We start from the raw sequence: 14,616 nt of genomic DNA, 5'->3' as shown, positions 1-14,616 counted from the left end.
GATTAACATGCAAAATGTTAAGTATGGTCGGTCTTAATAATAAATACACATGTGATGTAATATTGTCACAACAATTCGGGTTATGTGCTAGAATTAGGTTAAATTTAGCATTTGAAAAAATGAAGATACCATGCAGACAAATCCGATTATAACAACTCAAGAACTCTCCTTTCAATACAAAGGGGCTGTGTCAATCAGTTTCCCTTCAGTTCAAATTGAAAAAGGTCAACATACTCTTTTGCTTGGAGATTCTGGTACAGGTAAGACAACATTGCTTCATTTATTAGGAGGACTCTCGAAACCGACGCAAGGAAAGGTATGGATCAATCGAGAAGATATCTATCAACTCAATACTTCGAAATTAGATGAATTTCGGTCACAACATATAGGTTTTATTTTCCAAGAGGCACATTTGCTCAAAAATCTGACTATCCTTGAAAACATTCAGCTAGCACAATCACTTGCAAAAAAAACAGTTAATAAAAATGATGTGCTTGATGTATTAACTAAACTTCAACTGGCTGACAAGGCTCACGCCTATCCCAATGAATTAAGTAGAGGCCAGTTGCAGCGTGCTGCTATTGCTCGAGCAGTCATCAATAAACCCTTACTTTTGATTGCAGATGAACCAACAGCTTCACTTGATGATCAAAATACAATACGAGTCTTATCTTTATTGATGGAAATAGCGGATCAACAGGGAGCTACACTCCTCATCGCAACCCATGATAAAAGAATAAAAAACAACTTTTCGAATACCTACGACTTAAATACCCTCAATCCTAATCATAAATAGTATGAATACCATTCAATTAGTTTGGAAGAACATCAGTAAACAAACTGGATCGACTGTACTTAGTATCTTACTCACTGCTTTTGGTGTAGCTATATTATGCGTACTTTCAATTACCAGCGATAGCTTTGAAAAACAACTGGAAAATAATAGTAAAAACATTGATTTAGTAGTAGGGGCCAAAGGAAGCCCACTTCAGCTGATATTGTCTAGTGTGTATCATATGGATAACCCCACTGGAAATATCTCCCTAGCTGAAGCTGAAAAAATACAGCATAACCCACTTGTAAAACTTGCTGTTCCGGTTTCATTAGGTGACAATTATAAAGGGCATCGCATAGTAGGTACGGATTCGAGTTTTCTTACTTTATATGAAACCAAAATTCAACAAGGGACATTATTTCATCAAGACTACGAGGTCGTTATTGGAACTGATGTTGCCCGCAAGCAGCATATTAAAATTGGCGATCAAATCCATAGTTCACACGGCCTAAGCAAAGATGGCCATAGCCATGCTGAACATCCATTTACAGTTGTAGGGATATTAGCACATAATAACAACATCACGGACAACCTCATTCTGACGAGTCTTAGTAGTGTTTGGGATGTGCATGGAATCGAACATTCGGGCCACCATGACGAGCTGACTACGGAAGAGGCCGAAGCCAAAGAAGATCTAGTGGAGACTAGGGATGCTTATCTCCATCATCATGGTGAAATTAGCGATGATGAACACGATCATACTCATGAGCAACAGAATAATGGTATGATGGTTAAATCCATTGGAGCAGATATGATTCACTCTGCTGGCTTAGAGATCACCGCTTTACTGGTACAATACCGCTCGCCAGCGGCACTTGCTGTATTACCAAAATTTATAGCTCAAAATACACAAATGCAAGCAGCCTCACCTGCGATAGAAAGTTCACGCTTATTTTCACTATTAGGTGTAGGAATAGACTCTTTACAGATATTAGCCTATATCATTATGTCGATCGCTGGATTGAGTGTTTTTATAAGCTTGTACAACGCGCTGAAACAGCGTAAATATGACTTAGCAATCATGCGCACTTTAGGAGCCTCCAAACTTAAACTATTTTCACTAGTTATTCTTGAAGGCATGGTCATCACAATAATAGGAGGATTTTTAGGTCTTATTTTTGCACATATCGCACTTTACATGATTAGTTTACAAACAAGTCAAAGTGCTGATTTTATTGATGCTTTCCGTCTAAATCCTATAGAATTTATTTTTATTTTATTAGCTTGTACAATCGGTATCATTTCGGCTTTAATCCCGGCAATAAAGGCATATAGAACTACCATCTCACAAATTTTATCGCACAATTAGAACACTATGAAACGAGGCGCTTTAAATAACAAACCGAGGGTAACTAGTTCAACTATACCATTTAACTTTATACGCATAAATAATATATTCTGATGAAAAAAATAATCGTATTCTTAAGCTTACTGATAACCTGTTGCTTTACTGCAAATGCGCAGATTGGGCTTGATCCAAGTGTGCCTGACCACACCCCAATGATGAACAAAACTTGGGAAGCAATTGATAAAATGGCCTATCAGGTTTCATATAAAGGGAGTAAAAAAATATACACACCTTTCTACCCTGCTGAATTGAAGGCGTTAGAAAATAAAATTGTTGAGATCCCTGGTTATATGGTTCCCTTGACAAGTGGACGGACGCACAAAAATTTCATGATATCCGTACTTCCGGTAGCACAATGTATGTTTTGTGGATCAAATGGAATCCCACCAATGGTGGAAGTCTTTTTAAAAGGTGATGCGATTAAGTTTACCGAAGAACCTGTCAAACTAAAGGGAAAAATGGTATTCAATAAAGATCCTTTACAAGGGAACTCTGAAATCATGATTATAGATGCAATTCTTATAAAATAAAATAAAATAAGCCGCTAAATAGCGGCTTATTTTATTTTATCTATTGAGTAACGAAACTTCAAGACATGAAGTGAGCGCTGCTGTTTCTGTTCTTAATCTTGCTTCTCCTAGTGAAATGGGAAGATAACCTAAATTTAAAGCTTGTTCGATTTCTGTTGTCGAAAAATCACCTTCCGGACCAATCATTACTATATAATGCTTACCTGGTTGTAATACCTGATTTAGATATTGCTTTTCAGTATCAATACAGTGAGCGATAACTTTTGTAGCGGTATTTTCTTCCTGTTGTTTACAAAACTGAGAAAAAGTAATAGCGGGATTCAGTTTTGGAATATAAGCTTTTAAAGATTGTTTCATCGCCGACACAATCACTTTATTCAAACGATCCAACTTAACTTCCTTACGTTCTGAGTGTTCACATATCAAAGGTGTAATTTCATGGATACCAATCTCTGTTGCTTTTTCTAAAAACCATTCGAAGCGATCGATATTCTTAGTTGGTGCCACAGCGATATGTAGGTGATAAGATGATTTCTGGAAATTCTCTTGAACATGGATTATCGTCAAGACTGTTCTTTTAGGGTGTGGGTCTAAAATTTCCGCTTCATACAATCCGCCGCGACCATCAATGAGATGAACTTTATCCCCTCCTTGAAGTCGAAGTACTCGAATAGCATGTTTACTCTCTTCTTCACTTAGAATAAAGTTTTTGAAATCAGGTCTAATCTCTTCTGTAAAAAATAACTGCATAAGTATTAATCCTCTCGGTCATCATCCATGGATTCAACCAATTCTAATTTTACAAATTCTATATTTTGTTGTGTCTTACGAATAATCGTAAACGTATAACCATATATTTCCTTGTATTCTCCTACTTCTGGAATCTTATCAAATAAATCACTTACCAATCCCGAAACGGTATCGTAATCTTGACTTTCTGGTAAATCAAGAGGTAAAAATTCGTTTACATCATGAATACTTGCGCCAGCATCAACCATATATTCTGTTTCAGAAATGCGCTCAACCACTGGGGTCTCCTCGTCGTACTCATCTTGAATCTCTCCTACAAGTTCTTCAACAATATCTTCCAAAGTGACCATACCCGCCGTTCCTCCAAATTCATCTAAAACAATAGCCAACTGAATTCTCTTCAATTGAAACTCGGCCATCAAATCATTAATTTTTTTGGTTTCGGGAATAAAGTATGGTTTACGCATAATATCTTTCAATACGACTTCCTTACCTTTCATAACGATGGGTAGAATATCCTTTGTATGCACGATACCGACAATTTGATCAATGCTATCGTCATAAATAGGAATACGAGAATATCCTTCTTCAGTAACTGTATTAATGAAATCTATGGCTGCACAATCTTCTTCTACAGCAACAATCTTGGTTCGAGGAACCATGATATTCTTTACGATACGTTCATTAAAATCGAAAACATTTTTAATCAGCTCATGTTCAGAAGTATCCAAGGCACCACTTTCTTTTCCCTTATCCAATAAATACTGTAATTCTTCCGAAGAATGGGAAGACTCGCTGGAATGAGATTGAATACCGATCAATCTTAATAAAAAGTTAGCAAAGCCATTAAAAACATAAATCAAAGGCATCAATAGCCAATAAAATATCCGTAATGGTATAGCCACTTTCATGGTTGTTGCTACAGGTTTTTGTATGGCGATTGATTTCGGTGCCAATTCACCAAGAACGACATGTAAAAATGTAATGGTACCAAATGCAAGCGCAAAACCTGTCCATTTAGCCCAACTTTGAGAAGTGTCAACATTCAAATATGAAAACATATTTGACACAATTTCGGTCATCACAGCTTCACCTTTCCAGCCTAAGCCTAGGGATGCTAAAGTAATACCTAGCTGGGTTGCAGCTAGGTATTTATCCAAATGCTCTGTAATATTTTTTGCAATTTTAGCAACATTGCTTCCTGATTTTGCTTGGAGCTCAATCTGCGAGGCTCTTACTTTGACAATAGCAAACTCTGCGGCAACAAAAAAACCATTTGCAACTACTAAAAATATTGTCCAAAAAATATCGAGGGCCATTATGGGGTTTATTTATTACCAAATTCTTTATTGTACAATTCTATACTATCCAATAGAATTTGTTGTGCTACCAGACGTCCTTGAACTCCTTCTACAACAACGTTTTTCTTTTCTAATGCTTTATAGCTTTCGAAAAATTGAACAATTTCTTTCATACTGTGTGGGGAAAGTTGTTCAATATCTGTAATATAATTATATACAGGATCGTTTTTAGCTACAGCAATGATTTTATCATCTTGTTCACCACCATCAACCATGTTCATCACACCAATGATTTGTGCTTCTACCAACGTCAATGGAAGAATATCAACAGAACAAATCACTAAAATATCTAAAGGATCATTATCATCACAATATGTTTGTGGAATAAAACCGTAATTAGCAGGATAAACAACAGACGAACTCAAAACGCGATCTAATAATAAAAGACCTGTTTCTTTATCTAATTCGTATTTGCCTTTTGAACCATTTGAAATTTCAATAATTGCGTTTACTGAATTTGGCACATTAGCACCAGGAGATACTTTATGCCAAGGATTTTGTGTACTCATTTGATTTACTGTATATTATTTTGTTTGTTTTTATTATCATTCAATTTACGTTTGATCAATGCAATGACAATCGGTAAGAAGGCAACGGCAATTAATCCAACAATAATGTATTCGACGTAATCTATTATCCAAGGGAATTCTATCCCCAGAAAATAACCCGATAAGGTTAATAGCAATACCCAAAGCATAGCTCCGGAAATATTGAAAATTACAAATTTCTTAAAATCTAATTTAACGACCCCAGCAAAAATAGGAGCAAAAGTCCTTACTATAGGTACAAATCTTCCAATAATAAGTGCAGTACCACCGTATTTATGGTAAAACTCTTCGGCCATTACGACATACTTACGCTTAAAAATAAAACTATCTTTCCGCTTAAAGAGCATGGGACCCGCTCGATATCCAAACCAATATCCAGCAAAATTACCGAGTACACCTGCGACAATTAAACCTGCACAAAGTGTTACGATATCAATTTCGATTTTATTTAATGCGCAAAAAAGTCCAGCTAAAAATAACAAATAATCTCCTGGCAAAAAGAAACCAAAAAACAAACCTGTTTCAGCAAATACAATTAGTAAAACTAAATAAAAACCTCCAGAGCTCAATAATTCCTCTGGGTTCAGTAATTGTTGAAAAGACAACAAAAGATCTTGCATAATTTCTTTTTTATGTTTCCACTTATTTTTGTGAAAAAATGTCATGATAATATAATCACAATCTATGACAATTTATATAGACATATAGTTTCTATATAAGCTGCAAAGATATAATATATTATAGTCTTTTTTTATATTTATATTTAAAATACTACTTTAGATAAGCTTCTTTAAGATTAATTATCAGTTGTAACATTGATAATTGACTCTTTTATCGCTTCTGCTATTTCAGTAAATTCTTCGTGTGTAAAGGACAGCCTAGGAAGAGAAAAATTTAAATCAGAAACATTATTAAGGGGGACTAAATGGATATGAGCATGGGCAACTTCTAATCCAATAACTGCTACTCCTATTTTTTTACAAGGAAAAGCACGTTGAATACCTTGAGCAACTATTTTTGAAAAAACCCAAAGAGCCATATACTCGTCGTCATGAATATCAAATATATAGTCTGTTTCACGTTTTGGGATAACTAAGACATGACCTTTAGCTAAAGGGCTAACATCTAGAAAAGCTAAGAAATCATTACTCTCTGCGACCTTATAAGCAGAAATCTCCCCCGACACTATTTTTGAAAAAATTGTAGACATATTTGAGTTGTTTATAAACCAAATATAAAAAAAGGCTGCATGTAATGCAACCTTAATTGATGAGATAATGTTTTAATAATATGCGGTTATGGCAAAACCGCACATAACCGTTATAATTTATCTTGTTATTTCGATAATCTCGAATTCGATTTGACCAGCTGGCACATCAATTACCGCTATATCTCCTTTGGATTTACCAAGTAATCCTTTGGCAATAGGAGACTTAACAGAAATCTTACCCAACTTCATATCAGCTTCGGTTTCAGAAACCAGTTGATAAGTCATTTCTGCGCCATTTTTCTTATTTTTAATCTTCACGATAGACAAGGCCAACACTTTTGTCGAATCTAATTTTGATTCATCGATCAATCGCGCACTAGCCATTGTATTTTCCAAGTTAGCAATTTTCGCCTCATGCATACCCTGTGCTTCTTTTGCAGCATCATATTCTGCATTCTCAGATAAATCACCTTTATCTCTAGCTTCAGCGATTGCGTTTGAGATAAGAGTTCTTCCTTCAGTTTTAAGATAGTGCAACTCTTCCTTGAGTTTTTGTAATCCCTCTGCGGTGTAATAAGTTACTTCTGCCATAATTTTAGTTATTATTTTATTTACCTTCTTATTTCAAAAATGAAACAAGACCATGTTATCCTTGTCAGATAACATGGTCTCGCAGTATATAATACGAAGGTAAGAATTGTTTTTAACAAAACAAATTCTTACTCAGCAATTCAGATTAATTCTCTTCTTCGTCTACAAAACGATAACCTAAACCTCTCACAGTCTGTAAATAGTATGGCTTATCTGGATTTTTCTCAATCTTCTTTCTCAATCTCACAACATGCATATCGAGCGTCCTTGTATTGACATTTGAACTATATCCCCATACTACTTCCATTAATTCTTCACGTGTTATTTCTTTACCCACATTTTGTAAAAAATGCAACAAGATCCGGTTCTCTAGAATAGTCAATTCAATCTTTTTACCATCTCTGATGAGCGAATGTATATTTGGTTGATGTTCAGTTTTACCAAAATGATAAACCTCAGGTGTATTTTTAGGTAAGAAAAATCGAACTTTATTTTCAATCATCGCAATCAATACATCCATATTGAAAGGTTTACTGATATAATCCGTTACTCCAAAACTATATGCTTCTATCTTATCTATATCCTGTGATTTAGCAGTCATCATGATGACTATATTTTCAAATCCTGCTTTACGAATGTTTTCACAAATTTCATTACCTTCTTTACCTGGTAACATCCAATCTAACAATACAACATCCGGTTTTTTTTCTAAAATCAACTTTTCAGCTTCATTTCCATCCCCCGTTTGAACAACATTATACCCTTCAGTTTCTAATCTGTGACGAACTAAAAAGCGAAGGTTTTCATCATCCTCAATAACAGCTACAGTTATTTCTTTGCTCATAATTAATTATATTTTTAAACTGAAAAAATGATAGTAAAGGTAGTTCCCTTACCTATTTCACTTTTAACAGAAATTTCTCCCCCCATAAATTCTGTTATTTCTTTACAAAAGGCTAAACCCAAACCAATACTCCCCTGCTGATTGTATTGACTCTTTATACGATAGAATTTTTTAAATATATTTGAAAACTCACTCTTACTTATACCAATCCCTTCGTCCCTAAAGATAATAACAAAATTCTTTTTATTTTGTTGTATTTTAATATCTAGTATTTTCCGCTTCTGATCTGAGTATTTGTAAGCATTATCCATTAAATTTTGAAATACACTTGTTAATAATACAGGGTCGGCTAGCAAGCTGGATTTCACGTTAATGTCTTTTGATATCTTAAAATCGGTGTGCTTCAACTGGGTAGAAGCAACAATATTATCAACAAAAGAATTTAAATCTATCTCTTCTTTTTTTAGCTTAATTGTCTTATTCTCAATTTGACTAAAGGATAATAGCTTGTTCATTAAATTATTCAGTCGATCTGATTCTTGGTCCAATATATTACCATACATAGTACGCTCCTCATCGGATAAAGACTGGGCGCTTTTAATGTTATTCCCCGCGATCTTGATCACACTCACCGGTGTCTTAAACTCATGTGTCAAATTATTGATGAAATCATATTGCAATTTAAACAACCTTCCGTTAATTTCTAAATTTCGGTAAATCAAATATAAAATTACAAGTAGTGTAATATACACAAGGGAAATTCCGAGCACAATCGGAAAAAAGCTCCGATTCACCTCCATGGATATAAAAGATTCACTTGAGCGAAAAAGTAATTTATAATCTGCTAAAGCACCTGGCAAAGGCATCTCTGTGACAAATTCTTTAATATCTGAGGTTACCGGTGCTCTGACAATTGGGACTATTTCGATACGTTCATAAAGATTGGGATAGATATTTTTGACTTCTAGAAACGTTGGATCTACATTAAACACAAACATATCTTGTTCGTAATTGACGATGTGATCTAACTTAACATCCATAATATCCTTATATACGAACAAATCATTGATTCTCGGAATGTTGAGATAGGTTATACGCCCGGGCTGTGTAGCATAAAATACCCGAAGTATATCTTTATCCGTCAATTTGGAATTGGCTTGCAATTTATCAATATAACTTGCCACCTTAATCCCCATACTATTGAGTTCTTCATTAAAAGGACCCATCTCTTCTCTTTTGGTAATATACCTTTTGCTTAACCCTCGATTATTAACAGTGAAAACTGATAATGTCTTTGGCCTGATATTTAAGCCATTGATAGAAAATCCGGCAAGTATTCTATTATCGTTACTAAAAAGCATGTCATAAAATACAATCTCTTTCACAAAGGGATAAGAGCTTAAAACGCTGTACGCATATTTCCCAGCCTCCAAAGAATCTAGATAACCCTGATAAAAAGAAACTTCAGGTACTCTATTTTGAAAAAAATCATTGAAGGGCATTAATGTTAAGTCAAATACTTCTGATTTTCTATTTGTAAATTCATTATCAACATGGTTTATCGTGTAATTTCGAGCTGCAAAAATAACGACTAAATACAAAAGCGTAACAAATGCAAAAAAGACAAAAAGCAATCCAAAGTTCTTACGATAGTTATAACTCGTTTCTTTCATCACCCTTAATTACCAATGTATTTATCTAGGAACTTCTCTAATTCTTGATAATATTGAATCACGTTCTCATCCTTTTTAAACGTTCTACCTTCTTCTTCTTTCAAAATATACTGCACTGGAATATTATTATTCTTAAGCTTTTGGACGAATTGATTAGCATCTGTGACAGAACTAAACCGATCTTTACCTCCTTGAGCAATTAAAACTGGAATCTTCACCCGATTGGAATGAAATACGGGTGAAATTTGCTTAAACATGCCCGATTCACGAATAGGATTACCGATAATTTGATAATACTTTTGCAAATATGGTTTTACATATGGTGGTATATCCCTAAAATAGGTAAATAGATTGGTATACCCAGAATAAGATACAGCACATGCATATAGATCTGAATTGAAACAAGCTGCATGGAGTGCCGAGTATCCACCGAAACCCTTCCCTACTATTGCAATCCTATCCTTATCGGCAATGCCTTCCTTAATAAGCCATTTTACACCATCAGTAATATCATCTTGAATCTTACCTCCCCATTCCTTAAATCCAGCAGACCAAAATGCTTTCCCATAACCCACCGACCCACGATAATTCATTTGAAACACAACATAACCACGATTCGCAAAAAACTGTGCTTCATGATCAAAGCCCCAAACCTCTCTTTGATTGGGCCCATCATGCGGTAAAACCACAACGGGAAGATTTTTTCGTTTTTCATGCAATGGATAGGTGATAAAGCCCGTAATCATCATACCATCTCGAGCCTGATACTTCACCAACTCTGTTTGAGACAATTCCCTATCTTTCAGATTAGGGTTGTTATCTGTGAGCTTGTGTAGTTCATTATCCTGGCAATCAAAATAATAAATTGCCCCTGGGTTAGTATCTGTATAAGTTCTGATTATAATTTTACTAAAGGTAGAGTCTGCATCAATAATATCAAATTCAGAGCCTTTTGCCTTATCCGTTATTCTTTTAAAAATTTGGGCTGTATTGCTACTGAAAAAATGACGTTTCTTTTTAAAGATAGTAAACGAAGAATACATCATATCGTTTGTGAAGGATGAATAGCCCCCACGGTCAAGATCTACCTCTTTATTACTAAAAACTTCATGAATTTCCATTTTTTGGTTCAGGTCATATTCTACCAAAGACAATTTATCCCTTCCTATATTGGATAGTGCATAAATATTAGTCGTTGAATTTTTCACAAAGCCCATCGGAATAATGGTAGACCCAAAATCATTTTTTAAAACCTGATGGAAAGGTTGCTGATTGTCTGGCCTATACATTAATGATTCTTCAACACTATCATTAGCCATCACCAATCTTACCTGACCATCATTAGAGACAAACCAAGAATTTAGATTTCCAGGATTTTGAAGAATCATTTCAGATTTTCTACCATCGATATATAGCTTATGTAAGTCAAAAATAGATGAATCCCGATTATTGATTGCCACAATAATTCCATTATCATATAATTGAGCTGGTTGAACCCAACGGAACTTAGCCTTCATTGGCTTTATTAGTGGTTGAAGCGAATCCGTTAAAATATTAACAGAATAAAGTCTCAGACTATCATTAGAGGTTTGTTCAATTGAGAAAATTATTTCTTTATTATCCCCCCATACAAAACTATTGACATTCATGTCATTCTGATAGGTTAATTGTTTTGAACTATCTCGATTTGCCAAATTCAACAAAAAAATATTTTTACAATGATTATCCAAACCAATGTAGGCGATAAATTTACCATCTGGAGAAATCTTAAAGGAGGTTTTTTCAGGTGTTGAAAAAAAACTTTCTATAGGTATACGCTCTGTTTTATTACTCGAACAGCCAATACCTAGAAATAGTATGATAATTAATGTAGAAAATATAATGTGTGCGCGCATAAAAAACCTCATTCGTCAACCTAATCAAAGATTAAAATTAATTACCAATAACAAATCATGTGCAACTTTAATTTTACAAGAACAACTCATAATTATTGTATTTCAATATATATATTTTATATTTCAATAAGGCAATTAAAGTTTATATTTTTGTCCTCATGTATTTATATAACATATCCATCATATCAGAAGAATCTGTACATCAGGAAATAGTTTCTTGGATTAAAGAAAATCTTCTAAACAATACAACGTTTAATCCTCATTTTTTAGAAATGCTTAATTCTCCACATGAAGGAGTAACCTACTGTTTACAAATACAGGTTCCATCAGAAGAGGATATAGCGTTATTTCAACAAAATCACCTCATTCACCTTCAAAATGAGATTTTATCAAAATATAAGGATAAAGCCTTTATTTTTGATAGTACTATGAAATACTTATAAAAATAAGAGCGATATTAAATATCGCTCTTATTTTTGATTTCTTCTATAAGCTCCCACTTTGGGTCATAAGCTATTTTTGGAGTCATGAAATGCAACAATACCAATCGGGAATAGCGATAATTGAAAGGCGCAAACATAATAATTGTTGCAAAAAGCACAATCATATAGGTCCAAGGCGACTCACTTCCTGTAATTACTCCGGTTGCAATACCTAAAGTGACTACTTCGGCTACCGACATGGCATAACTGACATACATAGCTGCATAAAAATATCCCGGTTCGATTTCAAAAGTTAAATTACAAACCGAACATGTATCATATGTCTTTTGTTTACGAAAACCATACGCAGACCCATCAAACATATTTCCCACATGACATCTTGGACACTTTGAATGAACAAGCGCATGAAATTTAGATGTTGGCATAGCTTTTATTTTTAAAGGATTTTTTCTTGCGTTTTATCCGATTTAGAAGTACGAAACTTCTTATACCATAGGAAACCCAAACCTGCAGCTGCTAAATAAGGAATGGCTAGCAAGAATAAAATGCCATCATTTAAACCTTTCCCTTGCGTATTACCATTCTGTGTAGAATTTTCTGCATTTAAGGAGCACATGGCACATTGTGCTTGTACTGAACTAATAGCCGTTACACTAATCGTGAAAAATAAAACAATCGTAACTAGCAAATACTTAACCGTTTTCATAATACAAAGATACTTAAAAATAGGAGAAAGTTGATTGAGATTAATCTTTAAACTTAGAGAATTTTTCCCAAAAACCATCATGTTGTAAAGGAGCAGTTAATTTTATAGGTTCTTTTTTGGTTGGGTGCACAAAATCTAGAGACCTTGCGTGCAGGCATATACTACCTTTGGAGCTGCCGCGGGGGTAGCCATACTTGTTATCTCCTACAATAGGACATCCCATAGTCGATAGTTGCACACGAATCTGATGCGTACGTCCAGTCAATGGCTCAACTCTCAATAAGTGAAAACCATTCAATTCTCCAATCAAGGTATAATCTAATTCTGCGTAACTGCTATCTTTGACTTCTTTGTTAAAAGACTTAGTCACCATCTTTTGACGGTTACGTACCAACCAATTAACTAATTTCCCAGATGGTTCAGCAGGCCTTTGTCTCACTACAGCAAGGTAAGTTTTTTTTACCTGACGATCCTTGAAGAGTTTATTCATTCGTTCAAGTGCTTTGCTTGTTTTCGCGAAAACTATAAGGCCGCTTACTGGCCTGTCAAGACGGTGAATAACTCCCAAAAAGGCCTCATTAGGTTTGTTGTATTTATTTTTCAAATACTCCTTAACCATTTCTTCTAAGGATTTATCACCTGTATCGTCGACTTGAACAATATCTCCTGCTCTCTTATTTATCGCGATAAGATGATTATCTTCATAGATAACATCTCTATCTGTAATACTATTCATTTATATCAAATAAAATCCAACAATAGTCATAATCAGACTATGATTAATCGAACAAAGATACGGCTAATCAGAATACCTTAAAAAAGTAAAGGACAATTTTTTGAGAAAATTGTCCTTTACTTTCATTCCTATTTTAATTTCTATTGTACAGAGTCCTTTAATGACTCTTCAGTTGCTTTTTTCGCTTCCTTTTCCTTCTTTTTGAAGAAGCCTCTCAACAAGAAATTGCTTTGTAAAGCTTCCATATTTTGATCTAATTTAGCTGTACTTGTATTCAAATTACGAACAACATCTCTCAGTTGGTCACCAACTGCAGGGTCATTGATCAGGGTCCCAATGGCGTTATCTTTACTACTTAATTTGTCTGAAGCAGCATTTAAGTTTGTCATCAGCGCATTTGCTGTCTGAGAAACACCTTGCAATTGAGCAGCTGAAGCTCTTAAACTCGCAAACACTGCTGTATCTGTTGTCAGGTCGTGAACCAATCCTTTATTCGAATTCAACTTTTCTGTCAACAACACCAGGTTTGAAGTTGCTGTATTTGCTTTTGCCATTACCAGACTTATTGATTGTAGCGATTGTTGTAAAGAAGAAACCAAAGCCGTATCGGTCAATAATGAACCGACTACGCCGCGTCCTTCTACCAAACCACGTGAAATCTCAACAAAATCAGTCGTTATTTTTGCTAAATTCTGATTATTAAGTTGCAATGTTTCCATCATAGCATCCATATCTGCAGCTTTCGCAGAACGTAGAAAATCATTTGCTTCAATTGAAGGTGCATTTTGAGAACCTCCAGAAATCACAATAATCTTATTCCCAATAAGACCATCTGAGCCTAATTTGGTGATAGCATCCTTACGTATATATTCTGCAGATTTTTCTTCAATGGTCATAACAACCTCTACGTCTTGCAAGTTCTTGAAATGAATATTTTTTATAATCCCTACTTTCACTCCTGAAAACCAAACATTGCTCCCTACTTTCAATCCTGCAACATCTGGGAAAGACGTAGCTATTTCGAAAGTCTTTGTAAATTTCTTTTGCTGGCTACCCAATACAAAAATACCCGCAATCAGAATAGCTAACCCTATAAAAACGAATAGTCCCACTATTACTGCTCTCTTATTTTCTGCTTTGCTCATT

At 34.6% G+C, this 14,616-nt stretch carries 17 protein-coding genes; 4 read left to right on the top strand and 13 right to left on the bottom strand.

The annotated features are described in order from the left end of the window. Positions 1 to 130: 130 nt before the first annotated feature. The 3 genes from KO02_RS04895 (at position 131) to KO02_RS04885 (ending at position 2,713) form a co-directional block, all read left to right on the top strand. Positions 131 to 796, top strand: a complete 666-nt coding sequence (locus tag KO02_RS04895; RefSeq protein WP_038696330.1) for an ABC transporter ATP-binding protein — start codon at positions 131 to 133, stop codon at positions 794 to 796. A 1-nt stretch (position 797) separates the two neighbouring features. Then, positions 798 to 2,144: an ABC transporter permease gene (locus KO02_RS04890; RefSeq protein ID WP_038696328.1), complete on the top strand. Its 1,347-nt coding sequence runs from the start codon at positions 798 to 800 to the stop codon at positions 2,142 to 2,144. Between the two features lie 92 nt (positions 2,145 to 2,236). Further along, positions 2,237 to 2,713 carry a hypothetical protein gene (locus KO02_RS04885; protein ID WP_038696326.1) on the top strand — a complete coding sequence of 159 codons (477 nt, stop codon included), beginning with the start codon at positions 2,237 to 2,239 and terminating at the stop codon, positions 2,711 to 2,713. A 36-nt stretch (positions 2,714 to 2,749) separates the two neighbouring features. Here KO02_RS04885 and KO02_RS04880 read toward each other — a convergent pair whose 3' ends face one another. The 9 genes from KO02_RS04880 to KO02_RS04840 form a co-directional block, all read right to left on the bottom strand. After that, positions 2,750 to 3,463, bottom strand: coding sequence for a 16S rRNA (uracil(1498)-N(3))-methyltransferase (locus KO02_RS04880; RefSeq protein ID WP_038696324.1), 714 nt, complete (start codon positions 3,461 to 3,463; stop codon positions 2,750 to 2,752). Positions 3,464 to 3,468: 5 nt separating this feature from the next. Next, the gene (locus tag KO02_RS04875) at positions 3,469 to 4,782 is read right to left on the bottom strand and encodes a hemolysin family protein (RefSeq protein WP_038696322.1); all 1,314 of its coding nucleotides are present in this window, start codon (positions 4,780 to 4,782) and stop codon (positions 3,469 to 3,471) included. A gap of 8 nt (positions 4,783 to 4,790) precedes the next feature. Then, on the bottom strand, positions 4,791 to 5,333 hold the full coding sequence (locus KO02_RS04870) for an inorganic diphosphatase (protein WP_038696320.1): 543 nt from the start codon (positions 5,331 to 5,333) through the stop codon (positions 4,791 to 4,793). A 5-nt stretch (positions 5,334 to 5,338) separates the two neighbouring features. Continuing rightward, positions 5,339 to 5,992 carry a DedA family protein gene (locus KO02_RS04865; RefSeq protein WP_038702148.1) on the bottom strand — a complete coding sequence of 218 codons (654 nt, stop codon included), beginning with the start codon at positions 5,990 to 5,992 and terminating at the stop codon, positions 5,339 to 5,341. Positions 5,993 to 6,168: 176 nt separating this feature from the next. Beyond that, on the bottom strand, positions 6,169 to 6,582 hold the full coding sequence (locus tag KO02_RS04860; RefSeq protein ID WP_038696319.1) for an HIT family protein: 414 nt from the start codon (positions 6,580 to 6,582) through the stop codon (positions 6,169 to 6,171). Between the two features lie 117 nt (positions 6,583 to 6,699). Then, positions 6,700 to 7,173, bottom strand: coding sequence for a transcription elongation factor GreA (greA, locus tag KO02_RS04855; RefSeq protein ID WP_038696318.1), 474 nt, complete (start codon positions 7,171 to 7,173; stop codon positions 6,700 to 6,702). A 145-nt stretch (positions 7,174 to 7,318) separates the two neighbouring features. Next, the gene (locus tag KO02_RS04850; RefSeq protein ID WP_038696317.1) at positions 7,319 to 8,017 is read right to left on the bottom strand and encodes a response regulator transcription factor; all 699 of its coding nucleotides are present in this window, start codon (positions 8,015 to 8,017) and stop codon (positions 7,319 to 7,321) included. A 14-nt stretch (positions 8,018 to 8,031) separates the two neighbouring features. Continuing rightward, a complete protein-coding gene (locus KO02_RS04845) occupies positions 8,032 to 9,690 on the bottom strand; it encodes a sensor histidine kinase (RefSeq protein ID WP_038696316.1) in 1,659 nt (552 codons plus the stop codon). Between the two features lie 5 nt (positions 9,691 to 9,695). Further along, complete coding sequence (locus tag KO02_RS04840) at positions 9,696 to 11,585, bottom strand: alpha/beta hydrolase family protein (RefSeq protein ID WP_038696314.1); 1,890 nt, start codon at positions 11,583 to 11,585, stop codon at positions 9,696 to 9,698. 158 nt (positions 11,586 to 11,743) lie between these two features. On the opposite strand from KO02_RS04840, the gene KO02_RS04835 reads away from it, so the two are divergent. Beyond that, complete coding sequence (locus tag KO02_RS04835; RefSeq protein WP_038696311.1) at positions 11,744 to 12,028, top strand: DUF4286 family protein; 285 nt, start codon at positions 11,744 to 11,746, stop codon at positions 12,026 to 12,028. Positions 12,029 to 12,042: 14 nt separating this feature from the next. Here the strand turns inward: KO02_RS04835 and KO02_RS04830 are convergent, their stop codons facing one another. The 4 genes from KO02_RS04830 to KO02_RS04815 all read right to left on the bottom strand — a co-directional run bounded on the left by KO02_RS04830 (position 12,043) and on the right by KO02_RS04815 (position 14,615). Beyond that, complete coding sequence (locus KO02_RS04830) at positions 12,043 to 12,453, bottom strand: DUF983 domain-containing protein (protein WP_051959760.1); 411 nt, start codon at positions 12,451 to 12,453, stop codon at positions 12,043 to 12,045. An 11-nt stretch (positions 12,454 to 12,464) separates the two neighbouring features. Next, positions 12,465 to 12,734 (bottom strand): hypothetical protein, encoded by a 270-nt coding sequence (locus tag KO02_RS04825; protein WP_038696310.1) that lies wholly within the window; start codon positions 12,732 to 12,734, stop codon positions 12,465 to 12,467. A gap of 40 nt (positions 12,735 to 12,774) precedes the next feature. Next, positions 12,775 to 13,470 (bottom strand): RluA family pseudouridine synthase, encoded by a 696-nt coding sequence (locus tag KO02_RS04820; protein ID WP_038696309.1) that lies wholly within the window; start codon positions 13,468 to 13,470, stop codon positions 12,775 to 12,777. Between the two features lie 140 nt (positions 13,471 to 13,610). Then, entirely contained in the window at positions 13,611 to 14,615 is a 1,005-nt protein-coding gene (locus KO02_RS04815; RefSeq protein WP_038696306.1) for an MlaD family protein, read from the bottom strand. Position 14,616 lies beyond the last annotated feature (1 nt).

The sequence above is a fragment of the Sphingobacterium sp. ML3W genome (genome assembly GCF_000747525.1).
GTDB lineage: Bacteria > Bacteroidota > Bacteroidia > Sphingobacteriales > Sphingobacteriaceae > Sphingobacterium.
Note: the sequence above shows the minus strand (reverse complement) of the source record. Positions and strands in the feature narration are given on the sequence as shown.

Coding starts and splice junctions, on each gene's coding strand:
- KO02_RS04830 (WP_051959760.1), bottom strand. CDS start 12,453: ATGCCAACATCTAAATTTCATGCGCTTGTTCATTCAAAGTGTCCAAGA.
- KO02_RS04850 (WP_038696317.1), bottom strand. CDS start 8,017: ATGAGCAAAGAAATAACTGTAGCTGTTATTGAGGATGATGAAAACCTT.
- KO02_RS04890 (WP_038696328.1), top strand. CDS start 798: ATGAATACCATTCAATTAGTTTGGAAGAACATCAGTAAACAAACTGGA.
- KO02_RS04880 (WP_038696324.1), bottom strand. CDS start 3,463: ATGCAGTTATTTTTTACAGAAGAGATTAGACCTGATTTCAAAAACTTT.
- KO02_RS04815 (WP_038696306.1), bottom strand. CDS start 14,615: ATGAGCAAAGCAGAAAATAAGAGAGCAGTAATAGTGGGACTATTCGTT.
- KO02_RS04835 (WP_038696311.1), top strand. CDS start 11,744: ATGTATTTATATAACATATCCATCATATCAGAAGAATCTGTACATCAG.
- KO02_RS04840 (WP_038696314.1), bottom strand. CDS start 11,585: ATGCGCGCACACATTATATTTTCTACATTAATTATCATACTATTTCTA.
- KO02_RS04875 (WP_038696322.1), bottom strand. CDS start 4,782: ATGGCCCTCGATATTTTTTGGACAATATTTTTAGTAGTTGCAAATGGT.
- KO02_RS04845 (WP_038696316.1), bottom strand. CDS start 9,690: ATGAAAGAAACGAGTTATAACTATCGTAAGAACTTTGGATTGCTTTTT.
- KO02_RS04895 (WP_038696330.1), top strand. CDS start 131: ATGCAGACAAATCCGATTATAACAACTCAAGAACTCTCCTTTCAATAC.
- greA (WP_038696318.1), bottom strand. CDS start 7,173: ATGGCAGAAGTAACTTATTACACCGCAGAGGGATTACAAAAACTCAAG.
- KO02_RS04860 (WP_038696319.1), bottom strand. CDS start 6,582: ATGTCTACAATTTTTTCAAAAATAGTGTCGGGGGAGATTTCTGCTTAT.
- KO02_RS04885 (WP_038696326.1), top strand. CDS start 2,237: ATGAAAAAAATAATCGTATTCTTAAGCTTACTGATAACCTGTTGCTTT.
- KO02_RS04825 (WP_038696310.1), bottom strand. CDS start 12,734: ATGAAAACGGTTAAGTATTTGCTAGTTACGATTGTTTTATTTTTCACG.
- KO02_RS04865 (WP_038702148.1), bottom strand. CDS start 5,992: ATGCAAGATCTTTTGTTGTCTTTTCAACAATTACTGAACCCAGAGGAA.
- KO02_RS04870 (WP_038696320.1), bottom strand. CDS start 5,333: ATGAGTACACAAAATCCTTGGCATAAAGTATCTCCTGGTGCTAATGTG.
- KO02_RS04820 (WP_038696309.1), bottom strand. CDS start 13,470: ATGAATAGTATTACAGATAGAGATGTTATCTATGAAGATAATCATCTT.